We start from the raw sequence: 20782 nt of genomic DNA, 5'->3' as shown, positions 1-20782 counted from the left end.
GCAAAAATTTTAAGGGTATTTAAAGTTGAAATTAAATTTATTATTTCATTTAATATGGAAAAATAGGAGCTTAAAATTAGTTAATTTAAACAATTAAAAATTATATAATTAGAAGCTAAACTTAATCTAGATAAAGAGTTATTTTTAGGGGAAATGATAACTGTTTTACTTAATAGAATAAGGGAATAATTCTAATTTTCAACTAACGATATTTGTACTTATTTTTCTTAGTTGATAATGAAAATTTGATAAATAAATTTAAAGTTAGGATTACTTTCCTATATAAAAGTTAAAATATTATTGATTAGATAATCTAATATAATAAAAGAATGGGGGATTTAATGATGAAAACTATATGTGTTTTTAATCAGAAAGGTGGAGTTGGAAAAACAACTATAAACATAAACTTATGTTCATGTTTGGCAATGCAAGGGTATAAAATATTGGCTATAGATATTGATCCTCAAGGAAATACAACTAGTGGACTAGGAATTGATAAAAGCAAAATAGAATTTTCAACTTATGATGTCTTAACTACAGATATAAAAATAGAAGATGCTATAAGAAAAATTGATTTAGTGGATAATTTTTATATGGTCCCATCTAATGTTACTTTAGCTGGTGCTGAAGTAGAACTTATAGATAAAGAAAGTAGAGAATTTATATTAAAAAATAAATTAAAAACTTTAGAAGATAAATTTGATTATGTGTTTATAGATTGCCCTCCTTCACTAGGAATGTTAACTATAAATGCACTTACTGCATCTAATAGTGTTTTAATTCCTATTCAATGTGAGTTTTATGCACTTGAAGGTGTAGGACAGCTTATAAATACTTATGATTTAATAAAAAAATCTTTAAATAAAGATATAGAAATTGAAGGTGTAATCTTAAGTATGTACGATTCCAGAACAAAGTTAGGTAATGAAGTTGTTTCGGAGGTTAAGAATTTTTTCAAAAACTCTGTTTATAATACTGCTATACCAAGAAATATTAAGTTAGCAGAATCACCTAGTTTTGGCCTTCCTATAATTTTATATGATGATAAATGTAAAGGAGCAGATGCTTTTTATAATTTATCTAAAGAATTTTTAGAAAGACAAAGGAGGGAATAAATAAGATGGTAAAAAAAATGGCTTTAGGAAAAGGGTTAAGTGCTCTCATCCCAGACCAGATTATAGAAGAAAAAAAGGTTGAAAAATCTGTAGTAAATATATCTATGAATTTAATAAAGCCAGATAAAAATCAACCAAGAAAAGCTTTTGATGATCAAAAGATACTAGAGCTATCAGAGTCTATAAGACAACATGGAGTAATTCAACCAATAATATTGAGAAAAGAAAATGAAACCTATATTATAGTAGCAGGAGAAAGAAGATGGCGAGCTGCTAAAAAGATTGGATTGAAAGATATTCCAGCAGTAATAAAAAATTTAACTGATGAGCAAGTTTTAGAAATATCTCTTATAGAAAACATTGTTAGAGAAGACCTAAATCCTATAGAAGAAGCTATAGCTTATAAAAAGCTTATGAATGACTTTAAGTTAACACAAGAGGAGATAAGTAAAAAAATTTGCAAATCTAGAAGTGCTATAGCTAATTGCTTAAGATTATTAAATTTAGATAGTAGGGTTCAACAATATATAATTGAAGGCGTAATATCAGAAGGCCATGGTAGAGCTGTACTGATGATAAATGACAATAATATACAATATGAAGTTTCTCAAAAAGTTATAGATAATGAGTTAAACGTTAGAGAAACAGAGTCATTAATAAAAGAATTACTAAAAAATAAAGAAGAAAATACTTCTAAAAATAAAGAAGAAAAAAATCCTTATTATAAAGATATTGAAAAAAAATTAGAAAATTATTTTAATACTAAAGTAAATATAAACCATAAAAGCAAAAATAAAGGGAAAATAGAAATAGAATATTATTCAGAAGATGAGCTTCAAAGGATAATAGAACTATTCAGTTTATAATGTTTCACATGAAACAATTTTAAAGAAAGGAAGAAAACTATGACTCAAATATTCAACATCATAAACCAATATAGTGCATACATTACTATAGCACTTTTGGGCGTATTAGCAGTATTCTTTATTGTATTAATAGTAACACTATCAAGTTTAAACCGTTTAGAAAAAAAATATAGACGTTTGATGAGAGGGTCTAATAATAAGAACTTAGAAGAGTTAATATTAAAATATTTAGACACTATTGATGAAGTTAAAAATAACAACAATGAAATTAAGGAAATTTGTAAAAACACACAAGGTTTAACAAACAATTGTATTCAAAAGTTTTCAATTATTAGATACAAAGCTTTTGAAGATGTAGGAAGTGACCTAAGTTATTCAATTGCATTTTTAGATGCAAACAATGATGGTGTATTATTAACAAGTATATATGGTAGAAATGAAAGTACTACATATGCAAAGCCTATAGATAAAGGTATATCAAGGTATGATTTATCAGAAGAAGAAGAAAGAGTGCTACACGAAGCAATTAATAAATAAGAAAAAACAAAATGTTTCACATGAAACATTTTGTTTTTTTATATAAATATATATCTGGGGATATATTGATTCATTCATAAAATTAAAAATATACTAAGTTATAAATTACAAAATATAGTTTATGCCTTTAATAACTTATCTTTTTCATTTTTACTAACAGGTATATTTATATTTTCACACTGTTCTCTACTTCCTACAGTTTTAATGATAGAATGATATATTCCGTTTGCAATTACTGTAGCCAAATTCATTACAACATAAAGTCTAGTATTTTGTAATACCATAAATTCTAGGGAACCAGATATATTAACTACTCCAGTAATGCTTAAGTTACCAACACTAGGCAAATCTTTATTAAGGGCTGCTCCAGGAGTGAGTGGTTTAGAATCTATTATTACGTTACCAACACTAGGCAAACTTCCTAGGCATGCATCTATTGCAATTATATATGGATTCTTATATGTAGAATTTATCATAGCTAATGTTTCCACAAGATTTTTAGCATGTATAGGTTTTTCTAGATTACCTAAAATATAAATACCTTTTCTTTTGAGAAATTTTAATTTATCACCTACAAGTGGTCCTAAACTATCTCCTGTAGATCTATCCGTACCAATACATAATATTATTATATCTCTATTATCTTTTAAAATTGGTAAAATTTCTTTAGAAACAGCTTCTCTAATATTATAAGAACAGTCTGAAGCTAAAGAATCAAATTCTAATTTTCTCAAATATATCACTCCTTTTATTGTAATTATTAACCAATAAATAGAATGATATACATTTTTAGAGACAAAATTTTATTAATTATAAATATGACTATAAAAAATGAGCCTTTAATTAGGCTCATTTTTATATTAAAGTGATTTTAATATTTTATTTATAGAATTAAGTGTATAATCGATATCTCTTTCATCATTAAAATATCCTAAACTAAATCTTATAGAGCCATTAGGGTAAGAACCTAGTGCTTTATGAGCAAGTGGAGCACAGTGAAGACCAGTTCTTGTTATAATTCCATATTGATTATCTAACATAAAACCTAGTTCACTATTATCTATTTTAGTTGAATTTATAGATATGGCTGGCGCTCTATCTATAGTCTCTTTACTTCCATGAAGAATTATACTATCTATATTTAAAAGTCCTTCTATAAGTTTTTTGGCAAGGTAATCTTCATGTTCTTTTATTGTAGTTAAACCTTCGTTATTAATAAAGTTTATTCCAGCAAGTAATCCTGCAATTCCAGGAGCATTCATTGTTCCACTTTCAAATTTATCTGGCATAAAAGTAGGTTGAAGTACATCAGAAGAAGAGCTTCCAGTTCCACCTTCAATTATTGGATTGCATATATTATTAAAATTATCATCAATTAGAAATCCACCAGTACCCTGTGGACCTAGCAAACTTTTATGTCCAGTAAAAGCAAGAGCATTACAATTAAGATCTTTAAAATTAACATCAATACATCCTGCACTTTGGGCAGTATCAATTATAAAACAGATTCTTTTTTCTTTACAAATTTGTCCAATTTCTTTTAATGGTTGTATACTTCCACATACATTAGATGCTTGAGAAAGTACTACTAATTTAGTATTTTCTTTAATCATAGATTTAAATGATTCTACAGATATAAATCCATCTCTGTTTGCATCTATTATATCTAAATCAATTATGCCATCATTTTTTAAACTATGTAAAGTTCTTAAAGTACTATTATGATCCATAACTGATGTAAGTACATGCCAACCCTTTTTTACAGAGCCCTTTATAAGCATATTAAGAGAATAAGTTATATTGGGAGTGAAAATTACATTTTCTACTTTGTCAAAATGGAAAAAATTACAAACTAATTCTCTACATTGAAATGTAATATGGTTTCCTTCAAGAGAAGAACTAGATGCACCACGACCTATATTAGAACCAACTTGGGTCATATAATCCATTATTGAATTATAAACGGTTTGTGGTTTTGGATAAGATGTAGCACCATTATCTAAATAAACTTTCATGTTAATAAGCCTCCTAAAATCATTTAAAATGTAATGCATTATTATATATAAACAAAAGTTTTCAATTATAAAATAATGTTTATATACAAATTTTAATTCAAAAGAAAGATATATATAATATACTATTACAATAACGAATAGATTAAGAAAAGCTATTTGCTATTGTAATAGTATTTTTAACTCTTTCTTTGTTATAATATAAGTGTAAGCATTAAGTAAAATTATATTTATAAAACTATATGGAAAATAAGCTTTATTATAGTATAAATACATATTAATATAAATACAAATGGAAACTTATAATTAAAAATTTAGGGGGAATTTAAAGTGAGTAAAGTAATTGATTGTAAGGGGTTAAACTGTCCGCTACCAGTTATAAATACAAAAAAATACTTTGATGGAATAGAAAGTGGACTGGCAACTACAGTTGTTGATAACGAAGTAGCTAAAAATAATGTAATGAAGTTTGCAGAAAATGCAGGTTTTAAGGTTAATTTTGAAGAAAAAAATAGTTTATATTACATAAATATAAATAAGGGAAATGTAGAAGGAAAAGTTGAAATAGAAATAGAAGATAAAAAGACTTTTTCAATAGTAGTTGGAAGTGATAAATTAGGTTCTGGTGATGATGAACTAGGAACTGCATTAATGAAAAGCTACATGTTTGCTCTTTCAGAAGCAGAGATAATACCAGATAAACTATTATTTTTAAATAGTGGTGTTAAGTTAGTAGTTAAAGATTCAGAGGTACTTGAAAGCTTAGAAAGGCTAAAAGAAAGAGGCGTTGAGATATTAAGTTGTGGACTATGCTTAGATTTTTATAAAATGAAAGATTTAGTTCAAATTGGGGAAATAACAAATATGTATGCTATAATAGAATGCATGAATAGTAGTGATAAAACTATAAAACTATAAACGTAGGAGATAAAAATGGATAAATACTATATTTTAGTTTTTAACAATACTCACGAAGCTATGAAGGCTGAAAGTGTATGTAAAAGTGAAAAAATAAAACCAACAATGATGCCCACACCATCGTATATAACTAAAAGCTGTGGAATAAGCTTAAAAGTTGATGAAATACAGTTTAAGAATGTAAAAGAATTAATAAATAATGAGAAATTTACAATAAAAAGTATATATTTAAAAGATAAAACTTCTTATTGTGAAGTATCAATTTAAGATTTACAAGGCTCTAATTAAATTCATTATATAATTTAATTAGAGTTTTTTTGTTATAAAATATCCTGAAATTTAGTTTAAAATATAAAAAAGTTGTCAAATAATATAGTATAATGGAAGACGCTATAATATATATAAAATAACTTTAAGATAGGTGGGGTTAACAATGAAAGAGTTTGATATCGGTGATATTGTTGAAACTAAAAAAGCCCATGCTTGTGGCAGTAAAAATTGGCAAGTTATAAGGGTAGGAGCAGATGTTAAAATAAAATGTTTAGAGTGTGGCAGGATAATTATGTTGCCTAGAACAAAGTTTGTAAACTCTATTAAAAAAGTTGTTGGGAAAATAGATGAATAAAAAACAAATATTAAGTTATTTACCTAAAATTAATAAATTATAAAAATTCAATTATATGTTGATTTTTAAAATTTAAAGTGATAAAATGTATAAATGGAATCCCTGCTGTACAAAGTATAGCCGTTAGTCCGAGGGGAGGAGGTGAAACTAATGAGATTATATGAAACTATATTCATATTACACCCATCATTAGACGAGGAGGCTGTTAAAGCTAACATCGAAAAATTTAAAGGTGTAATAGAAAATAATGGTGGACAAATCGAAAACGTTGATGTTTGGGGCAGAAGAAAACTTGCTTACGAAATCGCTAAAGTTAACGAAGGCCACTACACTCTAGTAAACTTCAGAGCTGATTCTGAATTACCAAAAGAGTTAGACAGAGTATTTAGAATATCTGACGCAGTTATCAGACATATCATAATTAATGCAGAAAACTAATAGGTGGTGTTTTAAATGAATAAGGTTGTCTTGATTGGAAGATTAACAAAAGACCCAGAGTTAAAGTTTACTCCAGGTGCAGGAACAGCTGTAACCACTTTTACAATAGCCGTTAATAGAAAATTCAAAAGAGAAGGTCAACCAGATGCAGACTTCATACCAGTTGTTGTATGGGGAAAGCAAGCTGAAAGTACTGCAAATTACATGAGTAAGGGAAAACTTATAAGTGTAGCAGGAAGAATAGAGACTCGTTCTTATGAAGCTAAAGACGGTACAAGAAGATATGTTACTGAAGTTGTAGCAGATGAAGTTCATTTCCTTGAATGGGGAGATAAATCTTCAAACGGAAATACAACATCTAACAATAGTTATGGAAACGGAGGCTTCCAAAGGGATGATTATGCATCTTCGGACATAACTCCAATGGATAGCAACGAGGACATACCATTTTAATAGGTAAGGAGGAAAGCGTAATGTCAATGGATCGTAGAAGAGGCGGAAACAGAAAAAGAGCAAAAAGAAAAGTTTGTGCTTTTTGTGTTGATAAAGCTACAAGCATAGATTATAAAGATATAAACAAATTAAGAAAGTACGTTACAGAAAGAGGTAAAATATTACCAAGAAGAATTTCTGGAAACTGTGCTAAACATCAAAGAATGTTAACAGTATCTATAAAAAGAGCTAGAAACATAGCTTTATTACCATTCACAACAGAATAGTAATTAAAGATGAACATAAAAGCAACAACTTTAGTTGTTGCTTTTATTATTTTTATCTATTTATGGTTCACACTATCAAAAGTATGAGCCTATTTTTATATAAGTAAACTATAAAATATCTATTATTTTATAGTGAAAATACAGAAACTTCTTTAATTTTAAAAAATAATGTATCTTTTATATTTTTATAATAATTTTTATAGTATAATATAAACCATAATATGTAAATTTATAAATTGATTTAAAATGTGCTATACTTGGAGTATAAAAGCTTTGTTGCATCATAGTAAAAAAGAATCTAAAATAGATTTATAGCTTAAGAAAGGGTTGTGAAATATGAGAAAAGGCGATTTTAATATTATGGGAAATGTTAAAATTATAGAAAACTTAAAGGCTGATTTATTATGCATCATTGGGGATTTTTTTAAGCTTTTAACTAGAGGTGGAAATGTTGCTCAAGAAGCTATTTTAGACTGTATTTCTGGGGCTATTATAGTTTTATACGTGTTAGGTGAAAGGCTTGGATATACTCACTTAGCGATAGATGAGACTATGAAGAAAAAACTTAAAATAGGAATAATTGAAGAAGATCCTATGGAAAAGGATGGTAAAGATTTAAGCAAGTTATACAATCATCTTAAAGAGAGAAACTAATGGAGGAAAAAATGAATAAAGAGAAATACACTACGAAGGCTATAGTTGAAGTAGGACTTATATCTGTAGTTATGTTTATGATAGTGCTTATGTCTACGTATTTACCCATACTTCAGGTTTTAGGAGGATGTTTTCTTCCTATACCAATTGCTATCTTATATTTAAGATACAATTTAAATGTAGCAGGGGCAGGCGCAGTTATAAGTTTTATTTTAACAGCATTTTTAGTAAATCCTATAACTGCAATTTTCTTTGGAATAAACTATGCAATTGTAGGGATTACATTAGGCTATTGTATAAAGCAAAATAAAAAACCATATAATCTTTTTGTAACGATATTTTCTGTAACAATTTTGGTTATAACTTTAACAATAGTATTTTATGTATTATTCGTTGAAAGGGTAACTATACCACAATTCTTAAATGATACTATTTCATCTATAAATAGTTATGCTATAAGTATTATAGACGAAACTAAAAATGCTTATATAAAAATGGGAGCACCAGATCAGATAATAAATACTATAGAATTATCCAAAAAAATGGTTAGTAGAGAGTATATAATAGCATTTATACCACCAACACTACTTATTCAAGGTTTTATTTTAACCTATATAACAATTGTTTTAAATAATAGTATATTAAAGAAACTAAAAATTAAATATGTTAAAGCAATGTCCTTTGCAGACTTTTATGTAAGCAATTTAGTTGGAGCTGCATTAATTGGTATTATGTCAATATCTATTATTTTAAAATCAAGAGGAATAGATAGTGCTATTTATCCAATGACTATATCAATGGTACTAGTGGAGTTTGTATTAACTATTAACGGGATAGCTGCAATAAGTTATTTTTTTATAAGAAAGAAAAAGCTATCTCCTATAGCAGTTACTATTATAATTGTCATAACGTATCCTATGGGACTAGGTAAGTTATATGCATTAATTGGTCTTATAGAAATGCTGTTTGACTTTAGAAAATTAGATCCACATAGGATATTTAAAGGTAAAGGAGCTTGATATGAATAATAAAGGAGATAAGTACAACTATTTTATAGGAAATGATAAATTTTACATGGTAATAATAGGATTACTTATACTAACTGTTTTTCTATTGGAACATTACCTTTTAGGTGTATTTTTAATTGTCCTATATGGAGGATTAATTGTTTATAATATAAAGCATATTAGAGACAATAACAATCAATGGTCTAAGCTTATAGATAATGTATCATCTAAAATGGATACTGCTACATCCAGTACATTATCAAATTTCCCATTTCCTTTTATTATGGTAGGAACAAAAGGAAATATATTATGGTACAATCAAAATTTGGCTTCTAAATTAGATGATAAAAAGGTCCTTGGCGAGAGTATTAGGGAACTTATAAAAGAGTTTAATGTAAAGCAAGTATTAGATGGTAAGAAGAATATATATAAATCAATTAAAATAGGAGAAGATTACTACGATATACATATTAATATAGTGGAAGATGATGGATTGCAACAAGATGGAAAAATAATCTTACTATATTTTTATGATGTCACAGAAAAGCAACAACTATTAGATAGTATAAATGATAATAAAGAGAGTGTAATTTTAATAGAAGTTGATAATTTAGATGAAGTAATAAAGAACACAGAGGAAGACTTAGCACCTCAATTAGTAGCTGATATTGAAAAAACTATAAATAGCTATGCACAGAGTATGAAAGCTATGATAAGAAAATATCAGGCGAATAAGTATGTTATAAGTGTTCAAGATAAATATATAGAAAAAGAACTTGAGAAAAAATTTGATATATTAGATACAGTAAGAGAGATAAATGTAGGAAATAAATTAGCTGTAACATTAAGTATTGGAGTAGGTAGAGGCGGAAATACTCCAGGTCAAAATGAAGAGTTTGCAGAAACAGCTAAGGATTTAGCCTTAGGTAGAGGCGGAGATCAAGCTGTTGTTAAAAATTTTGAAAAATTATCTTTTTATGGTGGAAAGACTAAGGAAATTGAAAAAAGAACTAAAGTAAGAGCTAGAGTTATAGCTCATGCGCTATTAGAACTTATAAATGATAGTAGCAATGTATTTATTCTAGGACATACAAATTCAGATATTGATTGTGTTGGAGCTGCAGTTGGCTTGTATAGTACAGTTAAATCTATTGGAAAAGATGCATATATAATTGTAGACATAAAGAATAATTCTGTAGATCAATTTATAAAAAATTTAAAAGCTGATGGGGATTATGAAGATGTTTTTATAACTCCAGAAAGAGCTTTGTCTATGAAGGACGAAAAGAGTATACTAATAATAGTAGATGTTCATAATGAAAGTCATGTTTTATCTATGGATGTAGTTAATGCTTTTGAAAAAATTGTTATAATCGATCATCATAGAAAAGCTAAAGACTATATAAGTAATACGCTTTTAAGCTATACAGAAACTTATGCATCATCAACATCAGAACTTGTAACAGAATTAATTCAATATATGGTAGATAAGCCAAATTTAAAATCTATGGAGGCTATTGGTCTTTTGGCAGGAATTTGCTTAGATACTAAAAATTTTAATTTTAAAACAGGGGTGAGAACCTTTGAAGCAGCAGCATTTTTAAGGAAGCTAGGTGCTGATACAACTGAGGTTAAGAAGATATTTAGAGAGGACTTACAAACATATATTTCAAAAACAGAGGTTATGAGAAAAGCCAATGTGAAAAATGGAATAGCAGTTGCAGTATGTCCACCAAATATAGAATATAATGTATTAAGTGCACAAGTAGCGGATGAGTTGCTAAATATTACAGGTATTCAAGCATCCTTTGTTATTGTTAAAATGGGAGTAGACGCATATGTAAGTGGAAGATCTCTTGGAGATATTAATGTTCAAGTTATACTTGAATCCCTTGGTGGCGGCGGACATTTAACAATGGCAGGTGCTAGAATAAAATCCGTTACATTAGATGAAGCAGAAAAATTGTTAAATCAAGCTATAGATAAATACTTAAGGGAAGGTGACAAATAATGAAAGTTATATTATTAAAAGATGTAAAAAATGTAGGTAAAAAAGGAGAGGTCATAAACGCAGCTGACGGATATGCTAGAAATTACTTGTTTCCAAAAAAATTAGCTCAAGAAGCTAATGATGCAAACATGCATATTTTAAACAAGAAAAATGAAGCAGAAAGAAAGAAAAAATTAGAAGAGATGGAAGCAGCTCAAGAAGTAGCAGCATCACTTAAGGATAAAGAAGTAAAAATATCTGCAAAAAGCGGAGATAATGGCAGATTATTTGGAGCTATAACAAGCAAAGATATAGCAGCAGCCTTAGAAAAACAATACAATGTAAAAGTAGATAAGAAAAAAATTGTTACAGATACAATAAAAACTATGGGAACTTTTGATATAGAAGTAAAAGTATACCCAGAAGTATCAACTAAAATTAAGGTTGTTGTTAGTGAACAATAATAATTTTGAAAACTGAAGGGAGGTCGCTTTGGTGAGGATAGTGCTTGGTATGCTCACTAAAGCGGATTAATTTTGAAAAAATTATCAGTTAATGACATAGAAAATAAAGGATTGGAACAAGAAATACCTTTTGATATTGAAGTAGATGTTTTATATGAATTAATGTACAAGGTTTTGGATGATGGATCAATAAGATCTAGAATAGTAAAGTTTAAACTTCAAAAACTTATAGAAAGCAAAAATCCGTATAAAAGATTGTTTGCTATAAATAAAATAATAAGTAATGGAAAAGGTATTGATGTTATACCTAGTAGCATTAATGAGCTAGAGGTTTTAGAGGAAACAAGCAAAATATTAGCAGATGTAGTTGCTAAAAGATATGTCCAAAATAAAATTGAAAAGGATGTAGAACATCATTTAAATGAAAAACAGGACAAGTACATAGACGAAATAAGACTTGGCATAATAAAAAAGCAAAAGGGTTGTGAAAATGCAAAAACTCTTAAAAAATATGCAGAGCTTGAAGTGTTAGATTCTAAGAAACTAACTAAAAGTGTTATGGCTATGTTAAGACCTGAAAGTTTTTCAGAAATAGTTGGGCAAGAAAGAGCTATAAAATCATTAATATCTAAAATGGCTTGTCCATATCCACAACATATATTACTTTATGGACCTCCAGGGGTAGGTAAGACAAGTGCAGCACGTTTAGCTTTAGAAGAAGCTAAAAAGTTATCTTATACTCCATATGACAATGAAGCAAAATTTGTTGAGGTTGATGGTACAACTCTTAGATGGGATCCAAGAGAAATTGCAAATCCGCTTTTAGGTTCAGTACATGACCCTATATATCAAGGAAGTAAAAGGGATTTAGCAGAAACTGGAATACCTGAGCCAAAACCAGGTTTAGTTACAGAGGCTCATGGTGGAGTGCTGTTTATTGATGAAATAGGCGAATTAGACACGATACTTCAAAATAAAATATTAAAAGTGTTAGAGGATAAAAGAGTTGAGTTTTCATCTTCATATTATGATCCAGATGATGACCAAACGCCTAAATATATAAAATATCTTTTTGAAAATGGGGCACCAGCAGATTTTGTTCTTATAGGTGCAACAACAAAGGATCCAAGCGAAATAAATCCGGCATTAAGATCTAGATGTACAGAAGTATATTTTGAACCATTATCACAAAATGATATAGAAAAAATAGTTATAAACGCTGCAGAAAAATTAGAAGTTAAACTAGAAAATGGTGTAGCAAGAGAAATAAGTAGATATACTATTGAAGGCAGAAAAGCTGTAAATATATTAGCAGACGTTTATGGATATGTTCTATATAATGATAAAAAAAGAAAAGAAACTATTCTAACTCTTAAAGATTTGCAAGAGGTTGTATCTATAAGTAGATTAAAACCATATGAGCAATTAAATAGTAAAAAGGGTAAAGAAGTTGGACAAGTATACGGACTAGGAGTAGCTGGTTATTTAGGATCAACACTAGAAATAGAAGCAGCAGTATTTAAGGCTAAGGAAAAGGGCACAGGAGCTGTGAGATTTAATGAAACAGCAGGTTCTATGGCTAAAGACTCAGTATTTAATGCGGCTTCAGTTATAAGAAAAATAACAAATAAAGATATAAAAGACTATGATATCCATGTAAATGTTGTTGGTGGAGGAAATATAGATGGTCCTTCAGCAGGAGCAGCAATAACTGTATGTATAATAAGTGCTCTTTTAGATAAGCCATTAAGACAAGATGTTGCAATAACTGGGGAAATTTCTTTAAGAGGGAAGGTTAAACCAGTTGGAGGAATATTTGAAAAAGTTTATGGCGCTAGAAGAAAAGGCATTAAAACTATTATTGTTCCAAAGGATAATGAGAATGAAGTACCTATTGGATTAGAGGATATAGAAGTTAAAATTGTAGATACTATAGATGAGTTAATGGAAATAGTTTTTAAAAATTAAAATATAACCCTGCTTAAATTCTTAATAGCAGGGTTATAATTATTTATATAAGAACTTTTAAAGCATATAAGGTAAATTGAAGTATATGTATAGACTTTACCTATATGCTGTTTTAAGATTATAATATATAAAATGATGATAAATAATATAACTTATATAAAAATAGTATAGGTAACCTTTCTACTAACGTTAATAGTGACAAAGGGTTACTTTGGTAGTGAAAGTTTTAAAGTTTTCAAATGAAGTCTTATATGTTATAAGATGTAAATGAAATATAATTCTTAGAAATGAGATTATAAAAGAAGTTTAATATAAATAAGAAACGTAGGACTTTACTTATGTAAGGTTCCATTGAAATAGGTACAATTAGTGTTGAAAGGAGATAATATTTATGGATGCAACTCTTAGAAGTATGCCACATAATATAGAGGCAGAACAGTCTGTTATAGGTTCTATGCTTATAGATAAAAGTGCCATAGCACAGTCTGCAGAGACACTGCAGGGTGAAGACTTTTATAGAGATAGTCATAAGGTAATTTTTAAATCTATAAGAGAGTTATATCAAAAGGATATACCTGTTGATATGATAACTCTAATAGAACATTTAAGATCTAACGATAAGTTAGATGCTGCTGGTGGAATATCATACATAACGGAAATAAGTTCATCTGTACCGACAACAGCGAACTTGAATTCATATATAAAAATTGTAGAAGAAAAATCTACACTAAGAAAGTTAATAAAAAGTTCTACAGAAATAATTGAAAATTGCTATACTAAACAAGATAATGTAGAAGGCGTTATAGATTTAGCAGAAAAGGCTGTTTTTAATATCTCAGAAGAGAAAAACACAAGTGATTTTGAACATATGAGTGTTGTTTTAGAAAGAGGATTTGAAGAAATCGAAAGAATTTATAATAATAAAGGCGAAACAACAGGGGTTCCATCAGGTTTTAAAGATTTAGATGACAAAACATCTGGATTTCAAAGTGGTGATATGGTTCTTATTGCAGCAAGACCATCTATGGGAAAAACAACTTTTGCACTAAACTTAGCACAATATGCAGCTTTAAGAGCTGGGAAAAGTGTAGCTATATTTTCACTTGAGATGAGTAAAGAGCAACTTGCATATAAACTTTTATGTGCAGAGGCAAATGTAGATATGCTTAAATTAAGAACTGGTAACTTAGATGAAAAGGATTGGGAAAATATAGCAAGAGCATCTGGTCCATTAGCAGATGCTAAAATATTTATAGATGATACAGCCGGTATTTCTATAATGGAAATGCGTTCTAAATGTAGAAGATTAAAGATTGAGCATGGAATAGATATGATATTAATCGACTATCTTCAATTGATGAGTGGTAGTGGAGGAGAAAGTAGACAACAAGAGGTTTCAGAGATATCAAGAAGTATAAAAGCTATAGCTAAAGAGCTTAAATGCCCAGTGGTAGCATTATCACAATTATCTCGTGCGCCAGAGCAACGTGCAGATCATAGACCGATGCTATCGGATTTAAGAGAGTCTGGATCTATTGAGCAGGATGCTGACCTTGTTATGTTTTTATATAGAGATGAATATTATGATAAAGAAACAGAAGATAAAAATATAGCTGAATGTATTATAGCTAAACAAAGAAACGGTCCTGTTGGAACAGTTAAACTAGCATGGCTTGGACAATATAGTAAATTTGGTTCTTTAGATGTAATTCATAGAGAATAATATTTAAAAATTTAGGGCTCTTGCTTTCATATTTAAGGGGCAAGAGTCTTTATAATTTAATAGTAAAGTAAAAAGTTATTATAATAAAAATAAAATTAGACAAAATAATTTCTATATAAAAAATTAATAATTTCTATTTAAGAGAAGTTTTTTATATATAAATTATAAATAAAGTAATATGTAAATATAAAGATTAATATAAGATAATATAACAATAAAAAGTATTTTAAATGATATATACATATCTTCATAGATAGATAAATAATATTTAGTTTCAAGGAGAAATACAATGGAATCAAAAAAAAATGAAAACTTTTTAATAAAGAAAATACATGAATTTACAAAGGGAGAAAGAATTGAAAACTATTTTTTAATTAAAACCATGGAGTGTAAATTTACAAATAATAGTACTACAAATAAATATTTAGATTTAACTTTAACAGATAATAGTGGAACTATAAATGCTAAGCTTTGGGAAGTGCCAAAGGAGCTTGAAACAATGTTTAAAGAAAATATGATGGTGAGAGTTAGAGGAACTGTAAATGAATATAGAGGAAAGCTTCAACTTAAAATAGATAGAATAAGAAAGCTAAATGATGAAGATAATGTAATTGTTGAAGATTTTGTTCCAACAGCTCCTTATAAAGCAGAAGAAATGTATGAATTATTATTAGATTATATATGCAAAATAGATAATGATCATATTAGAAATATAACTGAGAAAATTATTTTAAGTTTTGAAGAAAAACTTATGTATTACCCAGCAGCAAAATCAAATCATCATGCTGTAAAAGGAGGATTATTATATCATGTAACAACTATGTTAAAAGCAGGAGAGGCACTTTTAAATATATATACAGACCTAGACAAGGATTTACTATTTGCAGGTGTAATACTTCATGATATAGCTAAAATTTATGAGATGGATTCTAGTGATCTTGGAATAGTATCACAGTATACAGTGCAAGGTCAATTACTTGGGCATATAATTTTAGGAATAAATTTAATAGATACTGTTGGAAGAGATGTAAATGCAGATAAAGAGATAATTATTTTATTGCAACATATGATACTTACACATCACTATGAACCTGAGTACGGAAGTCCTAAAAAACCAATGATACCGGAGGCAGAATTATTACATCATTTAGATGTTATGGATGCAAGATTGTATGATATGAGAAAAGTTTTAAAAGACGTTGAGTGCGGAGAATTTTCAGAAAGAGTATGGAGTTTAGATAACTTAAGTATATACAAAAGCTATTTAAGTAAAAATAAGAGCAAATAAGCGAAAAATTTATATAATTAACCGAATAACGTTCGTGGAGTTTGTTGACGATAAATGTCGATTTTGATAACATATATTGCGGAGTAAATTTTTAAGTACTACAGATAATAATTATATAGTGAAACAAGCTGGAAATTTAAGTTATATATATAATTAAAATATTTATTATAATTTTAAAATTATAATAAGTATAAGGATATAAGCTTGGTATCACTTTTTTAGGAATTAAAGTTTTTCATATGTAAGTTAATTGATGATTTTAAGTTCCTATGCAATTAACATAGTAAAAATCTTTATCTATATTTTAAATATAAGATGTAGAAATTGAAAGATGAAGGAGAGTAATTAACATGTCATCATTTGTAATTTTAGGAGCCCAATGGGGAGACGAAGGTAAAGGAAAAATGACAGATTATCTAGCAGAAAAAGCAGATGTAGTTGTTAGATTTCAAGGTGGAAACAATGCAGGCCATACTGTTGAAGTAGGAGATAAACAATACAAACTACATTTAATTCCTTCAGGAATACTATATAAAGAAAAATTAAATGTAATAGCAAATGGTGTAGTTGTAGATCCAGAAGCACTATTTAAGGAAATTGAGTACTTAGAAGGCTTAGGTGAAAACATAACTCCCGATAGATTAGTGATAAGTGATAGATCACAGGTTATAATGCCATATCACAAAGTACTTGATGCTTTAAAAGAAGAAGCAAGAGGAAAAAATGATATAGGAACAACTCGTAAGGGTATAGGACCTTGTTATACAGATAAATTTGAAAGATGTGGAATCAGAATTTGTGATTTAATAAAACCAGAAATTTTAAGAGAAAAATTAGAGCAATATCTACCAGATAAAAATGATATGATAACAAAAATTTATGGTGGAGAAGCTTTAGATATAGATACGGTATATGAAGCATACGTTGAATATGGTAAAAGAATAAAACCTTTTGTATCTGATACATCAGTAAGAATATTTGATTCTATAAAGGCAGATAAAAAAGTTTTATTTGAAGGTGCGCAAGGAACACTTTTAGATATAGATTTTGGTTCTTATCCATATGTAACATCTTCAAACACAATTGCCGGTGGATTATGTACTGGAGCAGGAATTGGACCAACAATGCTTGATAGCGCAGTAGGTGTTGTTAAGGCTTACACTACAAGAGTTGGTAAAGGACCATTCCCCACAGAATTAAATGATGAAACTGGAAATTGGATAAGAGAAAAAGGTCATGAATATGGAGTAACAACTGGAAGAAGCAGAAGATGTGGATGGTTAGATCTTGTAATATTAAAGACAGCAGCAAGAGTTTCAGGATTAACAAGCTTTAGTGTAACTAAAATAGATACGTTAGCAGGACTTGAAAAATTAAAAATATGTGTTGGATATAAGTTTGAAGATAAAGTTATAGATTACTTCCCAGCAAGTTTAGAAGATTTAGGTAAATGTGAACCTATATATGAAGAGTTCGATGGCTGGGATGATAGCGTAGCAGATGCTAGATCTTATGAAGAATTACCTGAAAATGCTAAAATATATTTAAAGAGAATAGAAGAATTTACAGGAGTTAAAATAGCAATAGTTTCTGTAGGTCCAAGAAGAGATCAAACTATGATGATTAATGAACTTTAATTTATAGAAAATATAAAATACCTTATAGAGTAGAATGAAAAGTCTATTTATAAGGTATTTTTATATTAATAAGAGTATAAAATAAAATTGTAATACTATATTAAATAAATAAAGATATTCTATTTAAATTTCAAATAGGTAACATATATTACGTGCGTTAACTACAAAATAATATATAATATAAGCATAAATAATAATTAACAGAGAACAATAAAATATAATTAAATTTAATAAATGAGGTGTTACATATGAAAATAACTAAAGATATGAAAATTGGAGAAATCGTTAGAAATTATCCAGAAAGCATAGAAATATTAATGAACTTTGGAATGGGATGTGTAGGATGTCCATCAGCACAAGCTGAAACAATAGAAGAGGCTGCAGCTGTTCATGGATTAGATTTAAACGCATTACTAGAAGCTTTAAATAAATAGTAAAAGCAAGAAAGAGCTATCTTAAGATAAATATATTTTAAGATAGCTTTGTATTTATTTATTTTTTAAGCTATTTGCAACAACTGCACCAGAACTCCATGCCCATTGAAGGTTAAAACCACCGCAATCCCCATCTACATCTAGAATTTCACCAGCAAAGAAAAGATTGTCTATTAGATTTGATTCTAGTGTAGAATTATTAACCTCTGTAGTATCTATGCCACCGGCAGTGACTTGGGCATTGTCAAAGGATTTTGTTCCTGTAACTTTAAATTTCCAACATTTTAAAATGTTAATTAAAGCATCTTTTTCTTGCCATTCTAATGACCAGCAAGGTTTGTGAATATCTTCAATATTACATTCCTTTAATATGATTGGGATGAGTTTTTTATTTACAATTCCTATTAATGCATCAGATATAGCTCTATAGGAATTTATTCCAAAATGATTTTCTAAGAAATCCGTTAAGGCATCTTCACTAAATTTAGGCATTAAGTCTACAGAAATAAAAACATCTTTATTTTTAGTAATGTTGTAAGATGCAATTCTACTAAGTTGTAGTATTGGTGGGCCAGATATTCCATAGTCAGTAAATAATATTTCTCCAAATTCACTACGAACAAGTTTTTTATCTACATATATATCAGTGTTTCCATCAAACTTAACACCTGATATAGCTTTAAGTTTTTTATAATCTAGTTTAAGCTGTACAATAGCTGGAACAGGATTAATTATTGAGTGGCCTAAAGTTTTAGATAATTTAAGGCCTGAACCATCAGAACCAGTTTTAGGGTAGCTCTTTCCACCGGTAGCAATGACTAGTTTATTACAAGTGAAAAATTCATCATCAGTGCATTGAATTTTAAAACTTTTGTTTTTATAAATATTACATACTTTTTTATTTGTATAAATAGGTATGCTACGTTCTTCAAGTGCTAATAATAATAAATCAACGACTGAAGATGCTTGCAGTGACATAGGATACATTTTGCCATCTTCTAAAGTAGTTAAATATATTCCAATTGAATTAAAAAAGCTTATAGTATCTTTTAAAGTAAATTTCTCTAAGGTAGTAATAAAGAAATTTTTATTAGAGCTATGATATCTTAATGGTGATAAATTTTTGTTTGTTATATTGCAACGACCGTTACCAGTTGTTAATATTTTTTTGCCAATTCTATCAGTACTTTCAAGTATAGCAACATCTAAACCCATGTCTTTGCACAAAATAGAAGTAATAATTCCAGAGGCACCGCCTCCGATTATAATAATATCGTGATTCAAATAAATTTCCCCTTTCTAAGTGAAAGTTATAGAGCTAAAAATTACTCTATATAAATATAAAATAAAATTGTAAAATTCTTGTAAACAAGTTTAAAAAAAATAAATATGTAAAAGATATAGGTATGTACATTGCAAATTTAAAATATCTACAAGAGTAAGTAAATACCTAAATTATTTAAGTTCAATAATTTATTTTAGAATAAAATTTTTGTACAATTCATTAATAAATTAAAAATATATATAGATTTATTATATATTATAACCGTTATAATTAAATAACATCAAATGAAGTTTTAAAATATATAGTGATTAAAATAGAAAATAATAAATAATTATACAAAAAGGTAATTTTGGCAGTGAAAAAGAAAGATTTAAGTCTAAATATAGCCTAAAAAATCACTTTTTTACATGAATTTTTCAACAAAAGTGGTAATAAAATAGTAAATTAGCTTAGTTGTAATCTATTTTAACTAGTTTAAACAGGAGAAAGTGCTAAATTTTAAAATAAAATAAAAAAATACGAAAAAATATATAAAAAAATGTTGACATTAATAAAGAGTTTAGGTATTATATTACTTGTCGGGTGCGAAGGAAACTATGCACAAGACCTAACAAAAGCAAAAGGACATATGGCTCCTTGGTCAAGCGGTTAAGACACCACCCTTTCACGGTGGTAACAGGGGTTCGATTCCCCTAGGAGTCACCATTTAGTGGTCGCATAGCTCAGCTGGGAGAGCATCTGCCTTACAAGCAGAGGGTCACAGGTTCGARCCCTGTTGTGACCACCACATACGGCCTAGTGGCTCAGTTGGTTAGAGTACCGGCCTGTCACGCCGGGGGTCGAGGGTTCGAGTCCCTTCTAGGTCGCCATAATTTTGCTGGCATGGCTCAACGGTAGAGCAGCTGACTTGTAATCAGCAGGTTGTAGGTTCAATTCCTATTGCCAGCTCCACTTTTTTTAAAACATAATAAGGCTCCTTGGTCAAGCGGTTAAGACACCACCCTTTCACGGTGGTAACAGGGGTTCGATTCCCCTAGGAGTCACCATTTTTGGTCGCATAGCTCAGCTGGGAGAGCATCTGCCTTACAAGCAGAGGGTCACA

The 20782-nt window shown here is 28.6% G+C and carries 21 protein-coding genes and 5 tRNA genes; 23 read left to right on the top strand and 3 right to left on the bottom strand.

Annotation, left to right across the window (positions count from 1 at the left end):
• The first annotated feature begins 344 nt into the window (after nucleotides 1-344).
• From ACYUE0_RS14850 to ACYUE0_RS14840, 3 genes are read left to right on the top strand one after another with little or no spacing between them, the layout of a single operon-like run.
• The gene (locus tag ACYUE0_RS14850) at nucleotides 345-1115 is read left to right on the top strand and encodes a ParA family protein (RefSeq protein ID WP_061996620.1); all 771 of its coding nucleotides are present in this window, start codon (nucleotides 345-347) and stop codon (nucleotides 1113-1115) included.
• A gap of 5 nt (nucleotides 1116-1120) precedes the next feature.
• Nucleotides 1121-1981: a ParB/RepB/Spo0J family partition protein gene (locus ACYUE0_RS14845; protein ID WP_199869510.1), complete on the top strand. Its 861-nt coding sequence runs from the start codon at nucleotides 1121-1123 to the stop codon at nucleotides 1979-1981.
• Nucleotides 1982-2020: 39 nt separating this feature from the next.
• Nucleotides 2021-2518: a DUF4446 family protein gene (locus ACYUE0_RS14840; RefSeq protein WP_199869509.1), complete on the top strand. Its 498-nt coding sequence runs from the start codon at nucleotides 2021-2023 to the stop codon at nucleotides 2516-2518.
• A gap of 119 nt (nucleotides 2519-2637) precedes the next feature.
• Here ACYUE0_RS14840 and yyaC read toward each other — a convergent pair whose 3' ends face one another.
• Together yyaC and ACYUE0_RS14830 are read right to left on the bottom strand one after the other, a co-directional pair.
• On the bottom strand, nucleotides 2638-3252 hold the full coding sequence (gene yyaC / locus ACYUE0_RS14835) for a spore protease YyaC (RefSeq protein ID WP_199869508.1): 615 nt from the start codon (nucleotides 3250-3252) through the stop codon (nucleotides 2638-2640).
• Nucleotides 3253-3378: 126 nt separating this feature from the next.
• A complete protein-coding gene (locus ACYUE0_RS14830) occupies nucleotides 3379-4533 on the bottom strand; it encodes an aminotransferase class V-fold PLP-dependent enzyme (protein ID WP_460271241.1) in 1155 nt (384 codons plus the stop codon).
• 327 nt (nucleotides 4534-4860) lie between these two features.
• Here ACYUE0_RS14830 and yedF point away from each other — a divergent pair, with 327 nt between their 5' ends.
• The 15 genes from yedF to ACYUE0_RS14755 all read left to right on the top strand — a co-directional run bounded on the left by yedF (nucleotide 4861) and on the right by ACYUE0_RS14755 (nucleotide 18395).
• On the top strand, nucleotides 4861-5448 hold the full coding sequence (gene yedF, locus ACYUE0_RS14825) for a sulfurtransferase-like selenium metabolism protein YedF (RefSeq protein WP_061996692.1): 588 nt from the start codon (nucleotides 4861-4863) through the stop codon (nucleotides 5446-5448).
• Between the two features lie 15 nt (nucleotides 5449-5463).
• Complete coding sequence (locus tag ACYUE0_RS14820) at nucleotides 5464-5715, top strand: DUF3343 domain-containing protein (protein ID WP_061996691.1); 252 nt, start codon at nucleotides 5464-5466, stop codon at nucleotides 5713-5715.
• Between the two features lie 166 nt (nucleotides 5716-5881).
• Nucleotides 5882-6073 carry a DUF951 domain-containing protein gene (locus tag ACYUE0_RS14815; RefSeq protein WP_010298281.1) on the top strand — a complete coding sequence of 64 codons (192 nt, stop codon included), beginning with the start codon at nucleotides 5882-5884 and terminating at the stop codon, nucleotides 6071-6073.
• A gap of 150 nt (nucleotides 6074-6223) precedes the next feature.
• Complete coding sequence (rpsF, locus tag ACYUE0_RS14810; RefSeq protein ID WP_061996690.1) at nucleotides 6224-6511, top strand: 30S ribosomal protein S6; 288 nt, start codon at nucleotides 6224-6226, stop codon at nucleotides 6509-6511.
• Between the two features lie 15 nt (nucleotides 6512-6526).
• Nucleotides 6527-6964 carry a single-stranded DNA-binding protein gene (locus ACYUE0_RS14805; RefSeq protein ID WP_061996689.1) on the top strand — a complete coding sequence of 146 codons (438 nt, stop codon included), beginning with the start codon at nucleotides 6527-6529 and terminating at the stop codon, nucleotides 6962-6964.
• Between the two features lie 20 nt (nucleotides 6965-6984).
• Nucleotides 6985-7230, top strand: a complete 246-nt coding sequence (rpsR, locus tag ACYUE0_RS14800; RefSeq protein WP_026022428.1) for a 30S ribosomal protein S18 — start codon at nucleotides 6985-6987, stop codon at nucleotides 7228-7230.
• A gap of 336 nt (nucleotides 7231-7566) precedes the next feature.
• The gene (locus ACYUE0_RS14795; protein WP_010298267.1) at nucleotides 7567-7884 is read left to right on the top strand and encodes a MazG-like family protein; all 318 of its coding nucleotides are present in this window, start codon (nucleotides 7567-7569) and stop codon (nucleotides 7882-7884) included.
• Between the two features lie 11 nt (nucleotides 7885-7895).
• Nucleotides 7896-8903, top strand: coding sequence for a DUF2232 domain-containing protein (locus ACYUE0_RS14790; RefSeq protein WP_199869505.1), 1008 nt, complete (start codon nucleotides 7896-7898; stop codon nucleotides 8901-8903).
• A 1-nt stretch (nucleotide 8904) separates the two neighbouring features.
• Nucleotides 8905-10902 carry a DHH family phosphoesterase gene (locus tag ACYUE0_RS14785; RefSeq protein ID WP_460271236.1) on the top strand — a complete coding sequence of 666 codons (1998 nt, stop codon included), beginning with the start codon at nucleotides 8905-8907 and terminating at the stop codon, nucleotides 10900-10902.
• The gene (rplI, locus tag ACYUE0_RS14780) at nucleotides 10902-11345 is read left to right on the top strand and encodes a 50S ribosomal protein L9 (protein ID WP_199869503.1); all 444 of its coding nucleotides are present in this window, start codon (nucleotides 10902-10904) and stop codon (nucleotides 11343-11345) included. Before ACYUE0_RS14785 ends, rplI begins: the two co-directional genes overlap by 1 nt.
• A gap of 72 nt (nucleotides 11346-11417) precedes the next feature.
• Nucleotides 11418-13313: a Lon family ATP-dependent protease gene (lonC, locus tag ACYUE0_RS14775; protein WP_460271233.1), complete on the top strand. Its 1896-nt coding sequence runs from the start codon at nucleotides 11418-11420 to the stop codon at nucleotides 13311-13313.
• A 391-nt stretch (nucleotides 13314-13704) separates the two neighbouring features.
• Nucleotides 13705-15036 carry a replicative DNA helicase gene (locus ACYUE0_RS14770; protein WP_061996684.1) on the top strand — a complete coding sequence of 444 codons (1332 nt, stop codon included), beginning with the start codon at nucleotides 13705-13707 and terminating at the stop codon, nucleotides 15034-15036.
• 289 nt (nucleotides 15037-15325) lie between these two features.
• The gene (locus ACYUE0_RS14765) at nucleotides 15326-16324 is read left to right on the top strand and encodes a 3'-5' exoribonuclease YhaM family protein (RefSeq protein WP_199869501.1); all 999 of its coding nucleotides are present in this window, start codon (nucleotides 15326-15328) and stop codon (nucleotides 16322-16324) included.
• A 350-nt stretch (nucleotides 16325-16674) separates the two neighbouring features.
• Nucleotides 16675-17961: an adenylosuccinate synthase gene (locus tag ACYUE0_RS14760; protein WP_061996682.1), complete on the top strand. Its 1287-nt coding sequence runs from the start codon at nucleotides 16675-16677 to the stop codon at nucleotides 17959-17961.
• 248 nt (nucleotides 17962-18209) lie between these two features.
• Nucleotides 18210-18395 (top strand): DUF1858 domain-containing protein, encoded by a 186-nt coding sequence (locus ACYUE0_RS14755; RefSeq protein WP_010298245.1) that lies wholly within the window; start codon nucleotides 18210-18212, stop codon nucleotides 18393-18395.
• Between the two features lie 54 nt (nucleotides 18396-18449).
• Here the strand turns inward: ACYUE0_RS14755 and ACYUE0_RS14750 are convergent, their stop codons facing one another.
• A complete protein-coding gene (locus ACYUE0_RS14750) occupies nucleotides 18450-19679 on the bottom strand; it encodes a BaiN/RdsA family NAD(P)/FAD-dependent oxidoreductase (protein WP_460271230.1) in 1230 nt (409 codons plus the stop codon).
• A gap of 631 nt (nucleotides 19680-20310) precedes the next feature.
• Between ACYUE0_RS14750 and ACYUE0_RS14745 the strand changes: the two genes are divergently transcribed.
• The 5 genes from ACYUE0_RS14745 to ACYUE0_RS14725 all read left to right on the top strand — a co-directional run bounded on the left by ACYUE0_RS14745 (nucleotide 20311) and on the right by ACYUE0_RS14725 (nucleotide 20726).
• A tRNA-Glu gene (locus ACYUE0_RS14745) sits at nucleotides 20311-20385 on the top strand.
• 6 nt (nucleotides 20386-20391) lie between these two features.
• Nucleotides 20392-20467 (top strand) — tRNA-Val (locus tag ACYUE0_RS14740).
• 5 nt (nucleotides 20468-20472) lie between these two features.
• Nucleotides 20473-20549 (top strand) — tRNA-Asp (locus ACYUE0_RS14735).
• Between the two features lie 7 nt (nucleotides 20550-20556).
• Nucleotides 20557-20631, top strand: a tRNA-Thr gene (locus ACYUE0_RS14730).
• A gap of 20 nt (nucleotides 20632-20651) precedes the next feature.
• Nucleotides 20652-20726 (top strand) — tRNA-Glu (locus ACYUE0_RS14725).
• The last annotated feature ends 56 nt before the right edge of the window (nucleotides 20727-20782 follow it).

It is taken from the genome of Clostridium sp. CTA-19 (assembly GCF_054767855.1).
This window is presented reverse-complemented; position numbering and strand designations above follow the sequence as displayed.